The sequence below is a fragment of the Enterococcus quebecensis genome (genome assembly GCF_001730365.1).
GTDB lineage: Bacteria > Bacillota > Bacilli > Lactobacillales > Enterococcaceae > Enterococcus_L > Enterococcus_L quebecensis.
Genome location: NZ_MIKB01000012.1, coordinates 352400 through 372079, shown reverse-complemented (window position 1 = coordinate 372079; position 19680 = coordinate 352400). Strand labels below are relative to the sequence as shown.

Below are 19680 nucleotides of genomic sequence, written 5' to 3'. Positions count from 1 at the left end.
TCCGATTGACTTATGTAAAATACGTAAATTACTACAATTTGTTATATCACTTTAAAAAAGAAAAGTACCACTTGAAACAGTAGCACTTCCAACATCTTTTATTATACTAAATTTCACTAGATTTTCAATTACTCACAATTTAATTCCACTTTGAAATTAAAGGCAAGATCTCCCGACCATTACCGATCCCGATTTGAGAGGCTCCCGCTTGAAAAAGTAATTCGATTTCAAGTAAGGTTGGCGCTTTTACATTTACTTGGAAATTTATTTTCTTTCTTCGAGCTGTCCGAAAAATACTCATATCATAGATTGCCTGCTCCATTGTCAAATCAATCCCTAAAGAAATCCGACTAACATTCAACTCTGCGATATCCATTATCAATGCTTGTTTTTGATTGTCCGTTAAGTTACTGCTATCTATAAAAAATCCAAGGGCGTTCCGCCCAAATGCCAGCGGTGCTAATGCTTGATAATTCTGATTGCCATAACTGTTCAACTGCTCAGGCGGCATAGTCACAAAAACATCTGATGCACCATCTCTGTATAATTGTCCTGTCTCAAACGCTTTTTTAGCTAATGTTCCTCTGCCTAGCGGAAAATCGACAAAACTACCTACTTGAATGATTGTTCCATTCAATAATTGTTTGGCTCTTGCTACATTATGTGGCAAAACAAAAATTGAACCTACAGGAAATTCTTTCAAGAAAAGTATTTCTTCTGTGAACTGTTGGTCTGTAAACGCTGGATCCGTTAACATAACTGAAAGTTTTTGCAACCTTAACTCCATAACTAACCCCCTTATAACTTACACTAATTCAAATTGATAACTAATGGCGCTCAATACATATAAAGGCGCCGTTTCAGCGCGTAAAATCCGCGGTCCCAAGCCGCAAAGAATACCACCATGTTCTTGAAACACCTCGATTTCGGTCGGTGAAAAACCACCTTCTGGACCAAATATAATCAAAATTGACGCCCCAACAGCTAGTTCGCTAAGTGCTGTAGCAAAGCTACTACGTTCCCCACTTTTTGCAGATTCTTCATAAGCAATCAATACTTTATCATAGTTAGAAAAAATCGATATCAGCTCTTGTTCTTTCTCTAATAATACAATATCAGGTGCAAACTGACGATGAGATTGCTCAGCTGCTTCCGTAGCAATTTTCTTCAAGCGTTCTGTTTTTTTAGCTAACTTTTTGTGATCCCACTTTACAACAGATGACTTGGCAGGAAATCCAATAAACTCGTGACTACCAAGTTCGGTTCCTTTTTGAACAACCCATTCTAATTTATCTCCCTTAGGATAACCACAAGCAATCGTGACGTTGACTGGTAACTCTTTTTCTGCTTGTTCTTTACTGATTTCTCTTAAGTAGACTGCTTCTTCCGTAACATCAACAATTTCCGCAATGATTGCCAAGCGATCACTAAATACCAAATATACTTGCTGTTTTGGCTCCATCCTCATCACTCGCACAATATGATGATAATTTTCTCCAGTGATCGTGTATTGCTCTTTGGTTTCATAAGGTTCACTTAAAAAATAACGTTGCATCTTACTCTTCCTCTGTTTTCTTTAATATAATCGCATACCAATCTCCCTGTTGGAAAATTTGATCTACAAGAAAACCCGTTTCTGTCATTTTTTCTATGACCATGGCTTTTTTGTCCTGAATAATACCAGAAACAATCAATGTTCCATCATTTTTCAGCAAACGCCATGCATCTTCAATCATCAAGGTAATGATATCTGCTAAAATATTCGCCACGATCACATCAGCTTCAATCATTACACCTTTCAACAAATCATTAGCTGATACATGAACATCACTAGCAATCGGATTCATATCCATATTTTCTTTAGCGGCAGTCACAGCTACATCATCTAAATCATAAGCATGAACTTCTTTAGCCCCTAAATATTTACTAGCAATACTTAACACACCAGAACCTGTACCAACATCAAGCAACGTCTCACCACCACGTAAAACGGTCTCCAGAGCTTGTAATGTCAAGCGTGTTGTTGGATGCGTACCTGTACCAAAGGCCATCCCCGGATCTAAAGTAATAATTTTTTCAGCCCCATCTTGTGCCTCATATTTTTCCCAACTTGGAACGATTGTCAGAAAACGAGTAACACGCACTGGATGATAATATTTTTTCCAAGCAGTTGCCCAGTCACTTTCAGCGACTTCACTAACGTTTACTTCATTCTTACCAATTTCCAAACCAAACTCTGGCAAACGGGTAATGCTTTCTTTAATAAAAGGTAAAATTTCCGGTAAAAATGTTGTTTCAGGAAAATACGCCATCACCAATGCGCCATCCTTAATATGAGTAAATTGCTCTTTGTCTAACAATTCACCATAAAGATCACTTTGAAAATTTTCGACATCTAAAGAATCTTCAATGGCAACACCGCTTGCTCCAGCTTCCATCATAATATTTGAGATTGCTTCCACTGCTTCACTTGCTGTTTCAACTTTTACTTCTGTCCACTTCATGTAGGTACCTCCTTTAATAGGTTGGATAAGCGATATACGTATCGCCCTCAGCTTTTTGATATTTTTTAACAGCTTCATCAAAAGACTCTTGTGACCATTTTAGCTCAAATACTTCTTGTTCTTCATCCGTTAAAAAGTCTAACAAATCACTTTGTCCTTCTGCTAATACTTCATTTAAATAGTCTACAAAACCATCTAGAATAGATTGTTTGATTCCTTTTTTTCCTTCATACGGAATGACTGCTAAATAATCGTCTTCATCTGCAGATGTTTTTTCAGGGTTATAAAATAAAACACCATCTTCAAATTCAATGATTTCTTCTTCTGAAACAATCCCTTGTGCATCGTCGATTGCTTCATGTTCTTTATTTTCAGCAAATAATCGAAAAACAACTTCAATTGAATGATTTTTCGTATTCCAATCTAGTGCTACGTCATACTCTGTCATTTTTTTTGTCATTTGTTCATCTAAATAAGTTAACATTGTTGTTTTTTTCATTTGTTTTCTTCCTTCCAGCCAAAGGCTTTTTGATCAATATCGCTTCTTCTTTGTTTAGAAATATAAGGATTTCCAGAAACAGCGTACCTCAATGGTAAGTCTGTCCAGATTCCTTTATTAGGAATGCCTATACGAGGAAGTGAGATGATTTTCTTGGGTGTTTTTCTTTTTTCAGGAACGATCCTAAGTCTGCTGTCAAAAATCGATTGACCGTATAAATTGCTATTGATTCCCAATGCTGCAACTAGCTTGCCCGGACCATTGGATAGTTCTATTCCTTTGCGACCTCTACGATTTTCTTCCATTTTCTCGATGCCTTCAATTGGCTCGATAGCACGAATCATTACACCTTGGGGCTTACCTTTTTCTTGTGTCACCATGTTCAAGATTAAATGAGTATGCATCGTATAAAGATAAATCGTTCCAGGCTTCTCATACATGGCTTTTAAACGAGGAGTGTCTCGCATCCCAAAGCTGTGAGCTGCCTCATCTTCTGGACCCAGATAAGCTTCCGTATCAACAATATAGCCAGAAAGGATCATTCCATTCTCTGTTTCATGCTCTAAATACATCCCTAATAAATATTGCGCAATTTCTTCTGTTGATTTTGTATTAAAAAAATGTATCATTTTATTCATTCGTTTTCACCACTTCTTATCATACACGAATCTAGCCCCATTATCCATTGAAATAACAAACAATTGGCAGACGGCAGCCCTGTTTTTTATCTACTTTTAATCCTCTTACATGTACAAATCCTCAACTAAACACAAACGTACGTTCTTTGTGGTATAATATGTTTATGAAGAATTGAAAAGGAGGTCCAACGATGCAACAACCATTAGCTTATCGTATGAGGCCACGAAATTTAGATGAAGTTGTCGGTCAACAACAACTTGTTGGGCCAGGAAAGATCATTCGCCGAATGGTGGAAGCTCGAATGCTTTCATCCATGATTTTATACGGTCCTCCTGGGACTGGAAAAACCAGTATTGCTAGTGCGATTGCCGGTTCCACAAACTACGCATTTCGTCTATTAAACGCCGCAACAGACACAAAAAAAGATCTACAGATTGTCGCAGAAGAAGCAAAAATGAGCGGCACAGTAATATTATTATTAGATGAGGTACATCGTTTAGATAAAACAAAACAAGATTTTCTATTGCCACATTTAGAAAGTGGACGAATTATTATGATTGGTGCAACTACAGAGAACCCTTATATTACTATCAATCCAGCGATTCGAAGCCGAACTCAAATTTTTGAAGTTAAACCACTAACTGAAACAGATATCCAAAAAGCAATCAAAGAAGCACTATCTGATACCGAACGCGGCTTGGGAGAATACCCTGTAGTTCTAGAAGAAAAAGCTCTCCAACATCTATCTCGTGCAACGAATGGGGATTTACGTAGTGCTTTAAATGGTCTCGAGCTTGCAGTAAAATCAACACCAGAAAATGAAGATAAAGAAATTGAGATCACTCTTTCTATCATTGAAGAGTGTGTACAGCGTAAAGCATTGACTCATGATAAAAATGGGGATGCTCATTATGATGTCATTTCTGCCTTTCAAAAATCAATCCGCGGCAGTGATGTCGATGCAGCGCTCCATTATCTAGCTAGATTAGTGGAAGCAGGTGACTTGCCGATTATTTGTCGTCGCTTAATGGTAATTGCCTACGAAGATATTGGTTTAGGCAACCCTCCAGCTGCAGCTCGCACTATCACTGCAGTTCAAGCAGCAGAAAAACTCGGTTTTCCTGAAGCCCGAATTCCTCTTGCAAGTGTAGTAATAGATTTATGCCTATCGCCAAAATCTAATTCCGGCATCGTTGCAATCGATGCTGCGTTAGCCGATATTCGTGATGGAAAAGCTGGAGATGTTCCAGGTCATTTGAGAGACAGCCATTATTCAGGTGCGAAAGATTTAAATCGAGGCATTGGTTATCAGTATCCTCATAATTTTGAAAATGCGTGGGTTAATCAACAATATTTACCTGATAAAATAAAAAATGCTCACTATTACAAACCAATTGATACTGGAAAATATGAACAAGCTTTACACCAACAATACCAGCGGATTCAAGATTGGCAAAAAGAAAAGAATTCAAAAAAATAATCCGCTTTCAAATCTAAGCTACCTCGTTGCTGTTTGTACGAGGTTGTGCTATTATAAAGATGGTAAATCTGTGATGTACGAGTTGTCTTTTTTGTGTGTTGACCGAACATTTTATTGATATCTAGGGATCCTTCTGGTACCTAAGCTGGTAACATGCCTTATCATTTGGTAGTTCGAAGCTGTCAGTCGTGGAACCCACCTGCTTTGTTTGCGGGTTCAATACTATAGGACGAATAACGGCATTAACGGATTTTACCATTTTATTAGATTATCGAACAATTTGCGAAGTGCAAATTGTTTTTTATTTGATGGAGGGGCTTTTATGGTTCGAGTACTTATTTTTATAGCTGTCATATTATTAGTTGTTATTGGTGTTTATCTATTAAAAAAAGCAAGCGTTTTTCTACCTATCATGCACAATGGTGAAGCAGACGATAATAAGCAATTTCTACACCAGTTTGGTGTTTTTTATCTGATTCTAGCTGGCATTGGTATTTTAGTTGGACTTTTTAACTTGAAATTTTTTTCATTATTCTACATTTTTTGTTTGCTAGTAATTTCGGGCGTGTTCAGTTTTATGTTTGCTAAGAAGATTCTATAACAGTCTCTTCTTTTTTATTTTCTTTTTTTAAGGTTTTGTTCTACAATTAAGTAAGTAATAAGATTATCGTTTCTAAGGGTTTGAAAGGAGTGGTCACAATGTTACAAAATTATCGTAAAATCATGGTTGCTGTAGATGGATCATCTGAAGCTGAATTGGCTTTTCAAAAAGCAATGAATGTTGCAATGAGAAATGATGCAGAATTGTTATTGGTTCATGTTATAGATACACGAGCATTTCAATCTGTTTCTTCTTTTGATGGTGTCTTAGCAGAACAAGCAACTGAGATGGCGAAACAAACGCTTGAAGGGTATAAGAAACAGGCAAAAGAATATGGTTGTGAGAAAGTATCCAGTATCATTGAATATGGTTCTCCAAAACCGTTGATCGCAAAACAACTACCACAAGATTACGAAGTTGATTTGATCATGTTAGGTGCTACAGGCTTAAATGCAGTTGAACGATTATTTATTGGTTCGGTTTCTGAATACGTTATTCGAAACGCTGCTTGTGACGTTTTAGTGGTTAGAACTGATTTAAACAATAAAGTTCCTGTCCAAACAGACGAAGACTAACAATTAAAAAACAGTCAAAAAAGAAGCAACTCGAAAAAATCGAGTTGCTTCTTTTTAACTTAATTATTTTCTTAAACGTTCAACGTCACGAGCAATCATTAATTCTTCATCTGTTGGAATCAATAATACTTTAACTTTTGAATCTTCCGTAGAAATCACTGATTCTTTTCCACGAACGTTATTTTTCTCATCATCTAATTCACAACCAAACCAAGTCATGCCTTTGATTACTTCACTACGAACGTGTGAATCATTTTCACCGATTCCAGCAGTAAAGACAATTGCATCTACACCATTTAAAACAGTTACGTAACTACCGATATATTTACGGATACGATCAGTAAAGACATCGTAAGCAACTTGAACAGCTTCATTATCCATATTTGCTTCTAAATCACGCATATCACTAGAAATACCAGTTAAACCAAGTAAACCTGATTTTTTATTTAAAATATCGATCATATCTTTGATATCAGTTAATTCAAGTTTTTCCATTAGGTAAGCTAGTAAAGAAGGATCAATATCTCCAGAACGAGTACCCATTGTTACACCTGCAAGTGGTGTAAAGCCCATTGATGTATCAACAGATTTACCACCGTCAACTGCTGTAATTGAAGCGCCATTACCTAAGTGACAAGTAATGATTTTTAGCTCTTCGATCGGACGACCTAGCATTTCAGCTGCACGATTTGCAACATACATATGACTTGTGCCATGTGCGCCATATTTACGAGCTGCATATTTGTCATAGTACTCAGTTGGAATACTGTACAAGTAATTATGTTTTGGCATTGTTGTATGGAATGCTGTATCAAAAACTGCAACACTGATAATATCAGGCAAGATTTTCTTAAATGCCTTGATTCCCATTGCATTAGCTGGATTGTGTAATGGTGCAAGATCAGCTAATTTTTCAATTTTTGTTAACACTTCGTCATCAATAACAACAGACTCTTTGAAGTCTTCTCCACCAGCAACGACACGGTGTCCAACTCCAGTGATTTCATTGTAAGATGCTAAGATATTTAACTCAGTTAACTTATCTAATAACATTTTTACAGCAACGTCATGATTATTGATGTCGATTACTTCTTCATATTTTTCGTTATTTCCATACTTGATTGTAAAGATCGAATCATTTAAACCAATTCTTTCAACGATTCCTTTAGCGATTACTTCTTCGTTTGGCATTTGATATAGTTGCCATTTTAAACTTGAACTTCCAGCATTGATTGCAATTGTTTTAGACATAATACTCTCCTCTTTATCAGTTGTTTTATTTTAAATTTGAAGACTTCCAAGCCTCAAATTGTTGAAAAAATTGTGTTACTTTCGCAGGATCTTTCAATGAACCTAGTTTTGCGACAAGTACTTCTTTTACCTGTTCACTGTATTCCCCTTTATTTTGTACAAACAAAATACTCTTTCTCGACTGAACAGATTTGAACAACTCATCAGGCAGCTGAATCATGCCTTGTAGATATACATTTTTTTGCAACCAATTTTTGAAGAACTCGCTCTGTTCTGTTTCTAAAATATTGGTTGGTATTAGAAATAATCCGTAGCCATCGGGTTTAACAAACTTCATGGCTTGTTCCATCAATAAATGATGTGCGTAGCTATGCCCTTCTTTTGCTACTGAATCAAACTCTTTAGCTTTTTCATCATTTGGATAATACCCAATTGGTAAATCGCTGACAGCTACATCAACTGGATCAACAAGCAAATCTTGCAAGCCATCTTGATGGAATAGCTGGATTGAAGCATTTGTCCATTCACTATTAGTAGCTGAGACAGATAGTAATGTATCATCAATATCTACACCAAAACCTTGAACGGTGTACTTGGCTAAATTCAAGTTAAGAATGATCGTCAGCAATAGATTCCCCATACCTGTTGCAATATCTAATATTTTTAACGGCTGTTTGGGACTATAAAGCTGTTCAATCAAATAGACAAATAAAAAGCCAATGCTGTCTGGGGTCAGCTGATGATTTGCTTGTAAGGACTCTGCTTTGTTCCCTTTAAGTAAAATCAACTGGGATAAACGTCTGATTTCTTCTGGTTCCAATTCGATTGCTTGGAGTTGTTGATAAATGGTTTTAAGTTGTTGAACAGTTTGTTCATCTGGCACTCCATCTAATACACGTACTTGATAATTATCAATGATATTTTCACCATTTTCAGTATATGCATCCAAAAAAGAAGTGTCTAACGATTGTTTAAGCAACTGAATAGCCTGCTCTGTCAAATCGAAAGCCTTTTCTATTTTCTCAGGGAACAAAAGAAACACCTCTATTTCTATCTATAATATAACAATTTTCATACCTGTTCTATTTTAACGAAAAAACAGACAATAATCAATCAATTTCCCGTGAATATTTATAAAACACTGAACTATACTCATTTTTTACAAAAATCCTAAAATGAATTCTCTTCTTACATTGTTCATCTGTATTAGTTTCTAGATCCCTTAATTTGATACACGCTTCACAAATTTTCTAATATCCATTCCCTTTACTGTATTTAAGTCTTATCTTTTCAACTTTTGGATAGTTTTCTTGAAATTGGTATGTTGCTTGGGTTTGATCTAGCCTTACCCTAAAATTTAAAGTAGTTTGGTCGTATTTATAATACAACATTCCCGTTGAATATTTTTGCTGTCCTTCTTTTTTAAGCTTTTCTTTTTCCTGTTTAATATTATAAAGAAATATACTTACCATCGTTTTGGCAGTATAATACTCACTTGTCTTTCGTGAAAAACGTTGTGTTAACTGAAAATCTTCTAAAATAAGCTGAAAAAGAAAACTGAATAAAAAGAGAAATAGTAACGTAGTAAGTAAAATACTCCCTTTATACTTATTTTTCATTTTCCTTCTCCTTAGGGATAATCCATTTTGTTGTAACATTTTCATTATTTTCAAGAGTTACTTTTATCTTAACTGAATTATTTTCCTCTATAAAAATTGCTTGTTTTACATCTGTTAAAAGAGGGTGATATCCGCCATTTTCAACTTTTACCAATTTGCCTAACTTGTATTCGATCCAAACTGTCTTATTATTCCTTTTATTTCTAAGAATAATTTTATCATTTTGCGTCTTTTCATAGCGACAATCTTTTAATTCATTTTCTAATTGAATCATAAATATATGCCATTCTTTTTTTCTTTCACTTTTCAAACGTTTGGTCACCACGGATCCATGTTTAACAGAAGCTGAAAAAAGTATACAAATAACAGATAATACAAGCAGAGCAAGCAAACATTCTGTTAAAGTAAAGCCCAAATAATTGTTTTGAGATCTATTCTTTTTTGATCGTGAAAAGCTCTTTTCCATCTGTAATCTCCACTTCCACCAACATATCGTTTGTTGTATCCAATTGTAGCTGATAGCTTTTATTCTCTGTGTTCATTTCTTTAGATAACTGTCCTCCATAATTCTCATGATGCTTTATTTCTTCATATAAAATTCGCTGCATAGATAGTTTATCTTCTGTTTGTTTATTCTTTTTTAACAGAAACCCATTTAATGACATGTAACTTCCGACTATCAGACACAACAAACCCAACGCAACTAAACTTTCTAACAAAATATAGCCTTTATAATTGTTTGTTTTTTCGGACATAGCGCCCACTCCCTAATTGAAATTGGAACTCAATCAACTGATTTTTTTCTATCCATGAAAAAGAAAACTTTGAAAGTACCCCATTATTTCCAGAACTCTTTTTAAATATAATTTTATTAGGCCCAACAGCTTTTAACGATGATGGAACTTCCAACATTTCCTCTACCATTTGATCATTTTTAGGAATTAAAAAACTAAATTGCTGGTTCTCTTCAAAAAACACAATTTGGGTATCAACTGTATTTACAATAGCCATCTGTTGGGTAAACAACAATTGTTTTTCAAAAAATGAAAGAAACTGCTCAACTTCTAATGCTTGCTTCCATTTCTTAATTGCAAGTGTAGGAAGTAAAATAAAAATTGTACAGATAAATAAAACTATCAACGTCTCTACTAGCGTAAATCCTTTCATGTTTTTTATGATCATTTCTTATTTGCCTGATATTTCTCATATTGTTCTTGTGTGATGTACTGCTCTTTTAACAACTGATCAATCGTTGGCGTCTGATTTTTTTCCATAGTATACAAATCAATTTGTGTCTCTACAATTTTAACAATTGCTTCATTTCCCTTTTTATCAACACTTTCTTTGTGTTTTGAAAGATTTGGTACAAATAATAAAATTAAAACGGAAATAATCAGCAATACAACCAACATTTCTAATAATGTAAATCCACAATAATTCATTCGTTGTTTTTTCTTTTGTACGATCATAATAGCTCCTCCATTCCGCCGTAAATTGGCAATAGCATCGCTGCATAAACACTAACAACTAACAATGCAACAATTAAAAAAATAATTGGCTGAATCCATTGAATTAATTTTTCCATACGCTTAAAAAAACGTTGCCAACACAACTCACTATATAACATCAACTCTTTACCTAAATTTCCTTTCACCTCTCCTTGTTGAATAATCAAAGATAATTCTGGAGAGAAGAAAGAAAATGTTGGCAGTTGTTCATAAAATGTATGCCCCAATATTGATCGTTCTTCAATTATTTCAGCAAGTTCCCTCATGAGAGAACGCTGCTCTACTGTTTGCATTAATTGGATAACCATCTTAATTTCCAATCCTTGATAAAATAGTTTTCCCCATTCAAGAGCAAAAAAAGCAGAACTATATTCTTTATAAAACTTTCCTATGAGCGGTAACTTAGAAAAAAATGTCGCTCTTTGTAAAAAAGTTCTTTTACTTAACTGCCAACGTAAAAAAGAAACCGTAACTACTAAACTGAGGATAAATGCAAGTAAGTAATAGGGACTTTTCTGAATAAAATGAATTCCTATACTGTCCGCTTGAATCGTTCCATTTATCATCAGTTGAGGAAGCAAAACTTGACGAATACTAATCAAAACAACAGTTAAAAAAAGTAAAAGTAATACTGGATAGCTGATTACTTTATAAAAACTTTGTTGCTGTTTTTCAACGATTCTCATATGTTGGTTGATTCTTTTTAGTGTTCCTGCTAAATCTCCGTGAGTTTGCGCAAATTCAATTTGTGTAATAACTAGTGTCTTAAATCCAAGAGGAACTAACCCACTATGAAGTGATTCTCCTTGTTCCATCAATGTAATCAAGTAGTTTATCGCTTTTTCAGAAATAGAACGAGATTTTTTCATAAAAAGCAAACTTTCTTGAATGGTAAATCCATTCTTCAATAAATCTGCAAGTAAATGAATAAAAAGTTGCTGTTGTTGTTTTGATAATTCAATACTCTTTTTCTTCTTCAAATGTTTGATCATCAATAAATCCATACGCCCAAACCTTCCTTAATTCTTGCGACCACTTAGAAATCATTTTTCTAGAAAAATCATAATCCATAAGTAAGCCACTGATTTCTTCATCATTTATAGTGAGAAAAGGTAATAATCTCTGATAAATAATTCCTGCCACACATTCAGAAATTTCTCGTTCCTTTACACCTAATTCTGCCAATCGTTCATAGACTCCATTAATACTCCTCGCATGAATTGTTGCGAATACTGTATGCCCTGTGAGTGCTGCTCTAATCGCAGCTTCAGCAGTCAGAGCATCTCGTATTTCTCCAATAATCAAAACATCTGGTCGATGGCGTAAACAAGCTTTGATTAACGCATCATAAGTCAAATCAATTTTGGTATTCGTTTGCAATTGAAGAAACGACTCTTCCTCAATTTCCACAGGATCTTCTATTGTAATCACTTGTTGAAATTGATCTGTTTCCTTTGCTAATTTATACATTAATGTTGTTTTACCAGAACCGACAGGACCACAAAACAAATGTAACCCACGCTGCTTAATATGATTCCGAATGCTTGTTAGTTGCTGTGGTAAAAAGTAGTTTTCACGGTTATTTCCGAAAATATGCAAAAAACGGATAACCAAACTTTCTCGTTGTCTAAAATCACCCACTGTGGATAAACGCAACCGTACTTCATCATTATTGATCCTATACGTTGCAGCTCCAACCTGAGCTTTTCTTCGCTCTCCAACGTCCATACTGCCAATGAACTTAAAATGAAAAATTAATTTTTCACCTTCTTCCTCATTCAATTCTTGGAAGAGTACTCTTTTTTTCCCCTTTCTTGTAAATATTTGAACCTTGTTTTCAACAGGTAAAACATAGATATCTTGCAAACATTCTACAACACCCCATGCAATTAACTTAAGAGAAAGCTCTTTAATATCCATTCTCTTCCCTCCTCAAAAGTAATATACGCACTTTAATAAAAAATATTCAAAAAACCTGAAACAAAACTAAAAAAGTTTCGTTTCAGGTTTTAATGTTACACCAAGTTTAATTAACCACTGTTTCAACTGTATAAATCCATTCTTAACAAACTATAAAAGAAAAAAATAAAGTTGTAAGTGTGAAAAAATCACCACTTACAACTTTATAAGAGTTCTGATGCACTATCTTCCCCAAAATAGTTTATCGTTTTGATATACTCATTATACTAAAAAATTGCCCGTAATAACTTTCAGAAATTGTGAATTTTATTAAAATTTTTGAGAAAAACTGACTCCTACTCAAAAGGGTTGAGTAGGAGTCAGTGCTTTACCAAGCGATAAAGACTTAGATCTTATTTATTATACCAAACAATTCATAATAAATCACTAAAATTACTTTTAAAAAGAAATAACTATTTTACAAAAAATAAAAAATTATTTATTTTTCAATTTTTTATTCACCATATATACTGGGATTCCCAACAAAGTAATGCTTATTCCAATACTGGCCAAAATTGTTTGCGTGAATAATGTAGTAATTAAAATAAATAAACCTCCTAAAATTGCTACTATAGGAATAACAGGATATAAAGGGACTTTATAAGGGCGGTTCAGCTCTGGTTCTCTTTTCCTCAAAATCAATACTGCAGTAAAAATTAATAGGCTGAAAAGCCACATGACAAAAATCAACATATCCGTTAATAAATCAAAACTGCCCAAAAACATCATAATCGCAGCAATACTGAATTGGAAGATCCCTGCGATATAAGGAACAACAAACTTTTTAGATAGTTTTTGAAATTGCTGACTGAAGGGAATCATCCCCTCTAACGCCAACGCATACGGTACACGAATACCAGTCATCGTATAACCATTCAATGCACCATATACTGAAATCAAAATGCCAATCGTTACTAATTTACCACCAACAGCTCCAAAAATTTGATTAGACGCATCTGAAGCTGCATTTAAATTGCCAGAAAGTTGTTGGATTGGTAAGGTTTTAAGAAACACAATATTGATTAAAACATAAACAATTGTAATAAACGTTAGGCCTAAAAATATTGCTTTTGGCAAATCTTTTTCCGGTCTTTTCATTTCACCAGCTATAGTACCAACACCAAGCCAACCATCATATGCAAACATTGTTGCCAATAAAGATCCACTCAGCGCATGGATAAAACCGCTATCTCCACCCGACTTAACAGGTAGTAACGAGACTTCGACATTAGAAGGCATAAATAAACCAGCTAATACAATTAATGCGATCGGAATCATTTTTATGATCAATGTAAATGACTGTAATTGTGATGCTGCTTTAGTTCCTAATAAATTAATTAAGGTCACACTCAAGCCAGTTCCTATTGCTATTGGTAATAGCGATCCATTTGACAAATGAAATAAGTGGATAAACTGCGTACTAAAAATAATCGACAACGCAGCAATATTAGCTGGAAAATAAATGACACTTTGAGCCCATCCCAACAAAAAACCAGGCAACTTCCCATATGTATATTCTATATATTTGACTGCACCACCCGTTTTTGGAATAGCAGTCGCTAATTCTGCACTTGTCAAACCCGCACATATTGTTAAAACTCCACCTAAAACCCACGCAAAAATTGTTAAGCTCGGTGACTGAGCAAAGCTAACCACACTTGCTGTTTTAAAAAAAACACCTGCACCAATAACAGTTCCCATAACTGTTGAAAAAGCGCCAAATAATGAAATTTCCCGCTTCAATTGATTTTCTCCCATGATCATCCTCTTTCCCATATTATGTCATTTTTTTAGTATAGCTTTTCTGAAATTAAATTCAAGTATTTCAGAAAAGTCCTCATCATTTTCTTTCATAAAATAAAAAAAGTGCAGATAAAGTCAATATTAGACTCATCTACACAATTAATTCAATAAATGTATTTTATATTATCTAAGCTTGTCCATAGTATGCATTCTTGCCATGCTTTCTAAAAAAGTGCTTGTCTAAAAGATACTGGGGAATTGAACCTACTGCATCATTTACAACTTCTGTTACGCATGCCATCTCAGCTACTTCATCTAATACAACACTGTTCTCCACAGCTTTTTGCGGTGTTTCTCCCCAAGTAAATGGACCATGACCATAAACCAAGACACCTGGAACAGCTAAAGGGTCAATCTTTTTTTCTTTGAAGGTTTCAACTATTACTTTTCCTGTCTCATATTCATATGCAGAAGAAACTTCTTCCAACGTTAATTGACGCGTACAAGGAATTTCCCCATAAAAAGTATCCGCATGAGTCGTTCCATATGCCGGAATTTCTCGTCCCGCTTGCGCCCACATCACTGCATTTTTGGAATGAGTATGCACTACAGCATTGATTTCTTCAAAAGCTTTATACAATTCAACATGAGTCGCTAAATCGGAAGAAGGTTTCATTCCCTCTTCCAGCAGTTCACCATTTAAATCTGTTACAACCATGTCAGAAACTTTCATCTTGCTATAAGGAACACCACTTGGCTTGATGACAATCACTCCTGCTCCCCGATTGATCTCACTAACATTTCCCCAAGTAAGTTTTACCAACCCTGATTCTGGCAAAGCCAAATTAGCAACAAAAACGCGTTGTTTCATCTCTTCTATCAATCGTTTATTTGACAACATATCCAACCTCCTTCAAATAAGGAAAAAGAAATGTTTTAGCTTTCTCGATTTCTTTTTCAGGTGCTTCACTGTTTTCACTCCACATTTCGATTAGAAAAGGTCCATTGTATTCTAAACGCTTTAATGTTTTGAGACACCCCAAAAAGTCAACGCAACCTGAACCAAAAGGAACTTCTTTAAATTTCCCAGGAAACTTGTCGGTCACTGCAATCGTATCCTTCAAATGAATGGCAGAAATATGATCAATTCCAATTTCTAGTTCATAACCAACATCATTTTCCGGCCAAGCTGATAAATTACCAAGATCAGGATACACTTGCAAATAAGGCGATGGAATTTGCTCTTTGATTTTTAAGAATTTAGAAATTGAATTAATAAACGGATCATCCATAATTTCTATTGATAAAACGACCTCTTTAGCAGCAGCCATTGCTACTGCTTTTTTTAAGTTTTCAATAAAATAGGCTCTTGATGTTACTGTCTTCTCTTCATAGTAAACATCATAGCCTGCTAATTGAATCGTACGGATACCTAAATCAGAAGCTAATGCGATTGCTTTTTCCATTATAATCAAAGCTGTATCACGTTTTTCCTGATCCATAGAACCTAACGGAAAGCGTCGGTGTCCACTCAAACAAATTGATAAGATGTTCACTTTAGTTTCATGAATTGCGTCTCTCACTTCTTTTCGCTCTTCATCTGTCCAGTCTAATCGTTTAAGTCGCTCATCTGTTTCATCAATTGACATCTCAACAAAATCAAAATTTAATTTTTTAGCTAATAACAAACGCTCTTTCCAACTAATGTTTTTTGGGAGGGCTTTTTCGTAGATTCCAAATGTAGTCATATGCTTTACCCCCAAATACGTTTGATTTCATCTTGAAAATCTTGTGCAGCTTTTTTGGGTTCTTTAGCTGCGGTAATTCCACGACCTGTAATAAAAGTGTACACATCAAGGCCTTTGAACAATTTCAGTGTCTCTACATCTAATCCCCCAGTAACAGAAACTCTAAAACCCATCTCAATCAGTTTTTTGACCTTTGCCAAATCTTTTTCTCCCCATGTTTCCCCTGCCAATAACGCATCTCGGCTTTGATGATAAATCGCTTGGGAGATACCTGCATCCAACCATTTTTGAGCTTGTTCATAGGTCCAATCTCCATAAAGTTCCACTTGAACTTCTTCAACTTCTTTTGCCGCAGCTTTCATTGTTGGGATCGTTGCACAGCAAATAACTGTCATCCAATCAGCTCCAGCATCTCGGCAATTTTTTGCTACCGTTCCACCTGCATCCGCACACTTGGTATCAGCAACGACTTTTTTATCAGGATATAATGCACGAATACAGCGAACAGCTTCTGCACCTGCTTGTAAACAAAGAATCGTTCCGACTTCCAAAATATCCACAACTTCACCAACTGCAACGACATCCTTAATTGCACTTGGCAAGTCTGAATGATCTAATGCTACCTGTAAGTTAGGTTTACTCATTTATTTTTTCTCCTTTCGCTTTCCCTACAAAGACTAGAGCGAATGATCCATTCACTCTAGAATCTTCGACAATGTAAAATTATAACTATTTAAATTTTGCAGCTAACTCCGTTTCTTGTACTCGCTCACTGATTTCTTTTGCTGACATAACATTTCTTACACCAACAACAGTGATTCCTTTTTTCTTCGCGTCTTCAAACATATTCAAAAAATTCATCGGACAAAAAACGACATCATATTGCCCCGCTGTACTTTTCCCTTCAGAAATCGCACAATGATGAATGTTAGTAATATTAAACCCTAATTCTTTCAATGCTTTTTCCACACTTTTCTTCATCATTAAACTTGTTCCAGATCCATTTGCACAAGATACTAATACTCTCATTTTAAATTCCTCCTAATTTTAAAAGCGTAATGGGCTCGTCCTGACTCGTAGAAAAATAGGAAAATAGGGTTGTGACGCTTTTGGTCACAAACAAATTTTATCTTTTTTCCCAGAGTCTAGCCCATGTAGCTAGATATTAAAGCGTAGTCGGCTCGTCCTGACTCGTAGAAAAATAGGAAAATAGGGTTGTGACGCTTTTGGTCACAAACAAATTTTATCTTTTTTCCTAGAGTCTAGCCCATGTAGCTAGATATTAAAGCGTAGTCGGCTCGTCCTGACTCGTAGAAAAATAGGAAAATAGGGTTGTGATGCTTTTAGTCACAAACAGATTTTATCTTTTTTCCTAGAGTCTAGCCCATGTAGCTAGATATTAAAGCGTAGTCGGCTCGTCCTGACTCGTAGAAAAATAGGAAAATAGGATTGTGATGCTTTTAGTCACAAACAGATTTTATCTTTTTTCCTAGAGTCTAGCCCACGTAACTAGATAACATTAAAAGCTGAAAGAGTTCCTTTAGTCTTTTCCCCGAAAAGCTAACTCTTATAGCTTGATAACAACAGGTTTAAGCACCTTTAGCTGCCATTTTCTTTACATACTCATCATAATCTTCTGCAATCAAGAAATATCCTTCTGGATTTGCTCGATATTGCAACTGCGGAATTGCTAGTAGCAGAACCACAACTAATCCAACACCAAAGTAACCTAAGTATTTCATTACTATTGTCATAACTGGCCAAACCGTTGCCCAGTCAAACATACCAATATATCCACCGTACTGAGATAGCCCGATAAATGCTGCGATTAATGCAGAGCCCAAAACTTGAACAACGCCTGAAATAAAAGGGAAGACACACGCTGCCTTAAAACCACCACGATTATTCGCATAAACAGCGATTACTGCATTATCAAAGAATAGCGGAATAAATCCTGCGATAACGATTACTGGAGATTTAAATAGAATCAATAAGCCAATTGTAATAAATTGTCCTAAAGCCCCAAATAAAAAGCCGATTGTTACAGCATTAGGTGAACCAAAACCAAATGTAGCAGCCACGTCAATACCTGGAACAGCTCCTGGTAATAATGTATTTGATATCCCTTGGAATGACTCTGTCAGCTCTGAAACGAATGTTCGAACACCTAATTGTAAAATAGCTAAGTAAACAGCAAAGTATAAAGCCGTTTGTAATATATAGAAGAAAAAACTTTGTCCTTCTACCATAAATCCAGCTTCAATCAAATAATCCGGGCCTAACACGACCAAAATAATTCCAAAGAAAAAGAGCATTAAAATTGATGTCGCCACCATATTTTCATTGAAAATCGATAAAAAGCCAGGAAGTTTTACATCTTCCAATTTTCGATTATTTTTGTCTTTTTTCATTTTTTCAGCTAGTCGAGCAAAAATGTAAACACCAAACATTTGTTGATGAGCGATTGCAAACCCTGCACCTTCCGTCAAATCTTGTGTAATATCCACCGTTAGGTTTGAACCCACAGCCCAATAACAACCTAAAATAAGACCCATGATCAATAAAATTTGAATTTGCCCTAAATCAGGAAAACAAAATAGCAAAATCCAGAACGCTGTTGCTGCTTGTTGAATTTGAACATTCCCTGTAGTAAATACTGCCCGTAATTTTGTATATTTTTTAAAACGAACCAATAAAATATTCATGACAAAAGCAATCAATAATAAAATCATCGTATCACTAAACGTTCGCCCGAAAGTCTCTTCGATCCCTGCAGTTACTGCATTCTGACCAAAGTAAGGATCTATGACCATTGCATCCAAATCAAAGCGTTCTTTCAGTCCAACTAAAATAGGTCGAAAATTATCGACTAAGCCCCCAGACCCCACAGTTAAAATCAAGTAGCCAACAGTCGCTTTTAGGAAACCAGCGATACTTTCGTATATCGGTTTTTTCAGTAAAACATAACCTAAAAGAACAATAAAACCAATTAAAAATGCTGGTTGAGTTAAGATATTTGCAGCAAAATAATCCCAAATTCCCATTAGAAAATCTAACACTTGCGTCATATACTCCCCTTCTTTCTACATATCAAAAGTAGTCATTACTTGCTGATAGTCCTCCATTGTGTCCACAGTCATCAATGCATCAATCAACCCGTCGGTCATCAACATCTCAGATAGTTTTGAAATATTCTCTACATGCTCTTCACTATTTTTAGCAGCTAATGTGAAAAATAGACGCGCATTTTTTTCATCATTTCCTTCTTCAAAAACCACATCTTCACTCATTTTTGTAAATGAGATAGCTGTTCCTAAAACACCTTGACTGTCCTCAGAAGAATGTGGCATAGCAACACCAGGAACAATCACAATATACGCTCCATACTTTTGAACACATGCCACTATCTCATCTACATATTGCTGAGTAATAATATTTTTATCTAACAGATTTTGACAACTAATCGTGATTGCTTCTTCCCAATTAGACGGTGTTTTTTCACAAAATCTGACTAAATCATTCTCAAAAAAATACTTTAGCATCCACTTACTCCT

Annotated in this window: 23 protein-coding genes, 1 other RNA gene and 1 pseudogene; 4 read left to right on the top strand and 21 right to left on the bottom strand. The window is 35.2% G+C overall.

Annotated features, from left to right (window positions below; all coding sequences use genetic code 11):
- Nucleotides 1–139 precede the first annotated feature (139 nt).
- From BCR23_RS06150 to BCR23_RS06130, 5 genes and pseudogenes are all read right to left on the bottom strand, one after another.
- Nucleotides 140–787: a beta/alpha barrel domain-containing protein gene (locus BCR23_RS06150; protein ID WP_069634594.1), complete on the bottom strand. Its 648-nt coding sequence runs from the start codon at nt 785–787 to the stop codon at nt 140–142.
- A gap of 18 nt (nt 788–805) precedes the next feature.
- Nucleotides 806–1555, bottom strand: a complete 750-nt coding sequence (locus tag BCR23_RS06145) for a 16S rRNA (uracil(1498)-N(3))-methyltransferase (protein WP_069634593.1) — start codon at nt 1553–1555, stop codon at nt 806–808.
- A gap of 1 nt (nt 1556) precedes the next feature.
- Nucleotides 1557–2504, bottom strand: coding sequence for a 50S ribosomal protein L11 methyltransferase (gene prmA / locus BCR23_RS06140; RefSeq protein ID WP_069634592.1), 948 nt, complete (start codon nt 2502–2504; stop codon nt 1557–1559).
- A gap of 13 nt (nt 2505–2517) precedes the next feature.
- Nucleotides 2518–3003 (bottom strand): DUF3013 family protein, encoded by a 486-nt coding sequence (locus BCR23_RS06135; RefSeq protein ID WP_069634591.1) that lies wholly within the window; start codon nt 3001–3003, stop codon nt 2518–2520.
- A pseudogene (locus BCR23_RS06130) lies at nt 2969–3641 on the bottom strand (DNA-3-methyladenine glycosylase). Before BCR23_RS06130 ends, BCR23_RS06135 begins: the two are co-directional and overlap by 35 nt.
- 191 nt (nt 3642–3832) lie before the next feature.
- Here BCR23_RS06130 and BCR23_RS06125 point away from each other — a divergent pair.
- The 4 genes from BCR23_RS06125 (at nt 3833) to BCR23_RS06110 (ending at nt 6298) form a co-directional block, all read left to right on the top strand.
- Complete coding sequence (locus BCR23_RS06125) at nt 3833–5122, top strand: replication-associated recombination protein A (RefSeq protein WP_069634590.1); 1290 nt, start codon at nt 3833–3835, stop codon at nt 5120–5122.
- A 62-nt stretch (nt 5123–5184) separates the two neighbouring features.
- Nucleotides 5185–5378, top strand: a non-coding RNA gene (gene ssrS, locus BCR23_RS06120) — 6S RNA.
- Nucleotides 5379–5444: 66 nt separating this feature from the next.
- Entirely contained in the window at nt 5445–5723 is a 279-nt protein-coding gene (locus tag BCR23_RS06115) for a hypothetical protein (RefSeq protein ID WP_069634589.1), read from the top strand.
- Between the two features lie 98 nt (nt 5724–5821).
- Entirely contained in the window at nt 5822–6298 is a 477-nt protein-coding gene (locus tag BCR23_RS06110; protein WP_069634588.1) for a universal stress protein, read from the top strand.
- A gap of 63 nt (nt 6299–6361) precedes the next feature.
- On the opposite strand, the gene BCR23_RS06105 is transcribed toward BCR23_RS06110, so the two are convergent.
- The 16 genes from BCR23_RS06105 to BCR23_RS06030 form a co-directional block, all read right to left on the bottom strand.
- A complete protein-coding gene (locus BCR23_RS06105; protein ID WP_069634587.1) occupies nt 6362–7549 on the bottom strand; it encodes an acetate kinase in 1188 nt (395 codons plus the stop codon).
- A gap of 25 nt (nt 7550–7574) precedes the next feature.
- The gene (locus tag BCR23_RS06100; RefSeq protein ID WP_069634586.1) at nt 7575–8582 is read right to left on the bottom strand and encodes a class I SAM-dependent methyltransferase; all 1008 of its coding nucleotides are present in this window, start codon (nt 8580–8582) and stop codon (nt 7575–7577) included.
- A 217-nt stretch (nt 8583–8799) separates the two neighbouring features.
- Entirely contained in the window at nt 8800–9168 is a 369-nt protein-coding gene (comGG, locus tag BCR23_RS06095; RefSeq protein WP_069634585.1) for a competence type IV pilus minor pilin ComGG, read from the bottom strand.
- Nucleotides 9158–9634, bottom strand: a complete 477-nt coding sequence (gene comGF, locus BCR23_RS06090) for a competence type IV pilus minor pilin ComGF (RefSeq protein ID WP_069634584.1) — start codon at nt 9632–9634, stop codon at nt 9158–9160. Before comGF ends, comGG begins: the two co-directional genes overlap by 11 nt.
- Nucleotides 9600–9923, bottom strand: a complete 324-nt coding sequence (comGE, locus tag BCR23_RS06085) for a competence type IV pilus minor pilin ComGE (protein WP_069634583.1) — start codon at nt 9921–9923, stop codon at nt 9600–9602. The genes comGF and comGE overlap by 35 nt, the downstream gene beginning before the upstream one ends.
- A complete protein-coding gene (comGD, locus tag BCR23_RS06080) occupies nt 9898–10350 on the bottom strand; it encodes a competence type IV pilus minor pilin ComGD (protein ID WP_069634582.1) in 453 nt (150 codons plus the stop codon). The genes comGE and comGD overlap by 26 nt, the downstream gene beginning before the upstream one ends.
- Entirely contained in the window at nt 10347–10637 is a 291-nt protein-coding gene (comGC, locus tag BCR23_RS06075; protein ID WP_069634581.1) for a competence type IV pilus major pilin ComGC, read from the bottom strand. Before comGC ends, comGD begins: the two co-directional genes overlap by 4 nt.
- Entirely contained in the window at nt 10634–11680 is a 1047-nt protein-coding gene (gene comGB / locus BCR23_RS06070) for a competence type IV pilus assembly protein ComGB (RefSeq protein WP_069634580.1), read from the bottom strand. The genes comGC and comGB overlap by 4 nt, the downstream gene beginning before the upstream one ends.
- Nucleotides 11634–12596: a competence type IV pilus ATPase ComGA gene (gene comGA / locus BCR23_RS06065; RefSeq protein WP_069634579.1), complete on the bottom strand. Its 963-nt coding sequence runs from the start codon at nt 12594–12596 to the stop codon at nt 11634–11636. Before comGA ends, comGB begins: the two co-directional genes overlap by 47 nt.
- Nucleotides 12597–13070: 474 nt before the next feature.
- On the bottom strand, nt 13071–14393 hold the full coding sequence (locus tag BCR23_RS06060) for an APC family permease (protein WP_069634578.1): 1323 nt from the start codon (nt 14391–14393) through the stop codon (nt 13071–13073).
- A 172-nt stretch (nt 14394–14565) separates the two neighbouring features.
- Entirely contained in the window at nt 14566–15279 is a 714-nt protein-coding gene (locus BCR23_RS06055) for an L-ribulose-5-phosphate 4-epimerase (RefSeq protein ID WP_069634577.1), read from the bottom strand.
- Nucleotides 15266–16126, bottom strand: a complete 861-nt coding sequence (locus BCR23_RS06050) for an L-ribulose-5-phosphate 3-epimerase (protein WP_069634576.1) — start codon at nt 16124–16126, stop codon at nt 15266–15268. The genes BCR23_RS06055 and BCR23_RS06050 overlap by 14 nt, the downstream gene beginning before the upstream one ends.
- 5 nt (nt 16127–16131) lie before the next feature.
- Nucleotides 16132–16770, bottom strand: a complete 639-nt coding sequence (locus BCR23_RS06045; protein WP_069634575.1) for a 3-keto-L-gulonate-6-phosphate decarboxylase UlaD — start codon at nt 16768–16770, stop codon at nt 16132–16134.
- A gap of 85 nt (nt 16771–16855) precedes the next feature.
- On the bottom strand, nt 16856–17155 hold the full coding sequence (locus BCR23_RS06040; protein ID WP_069634574.1) for a PTS sugar transporter subunit IIB: 300 nt from the start codon (nt 17153–17155) through the stop codon (nt 16856–16858).
- A 560-nt stretch (nt 17156–17715) separates the two neighbouring features.
- A complete protein-coding gene (locus tag BCR23_RS06035) occupies nt 17716–19194 on the bottom strand; it encodes a PTS ascorbate transporter subunit IIC (RefSeq protein WP_069634573.1) in 1479 nt (492 codons plus the stop codon).
- Between the two features lie 15 nt (nt 19195–19209).
- Entirely contained in the window at nt 19210–19668 is a 459-nt protein-coding gene (locus BCR23_RS06030; protein ID WP_069634572.1) for a PTS sugar transporter subunit IIA, read from the bottom strand.
- Nucleotides 19669–19680: the final 12 nt, after the last annotated feature.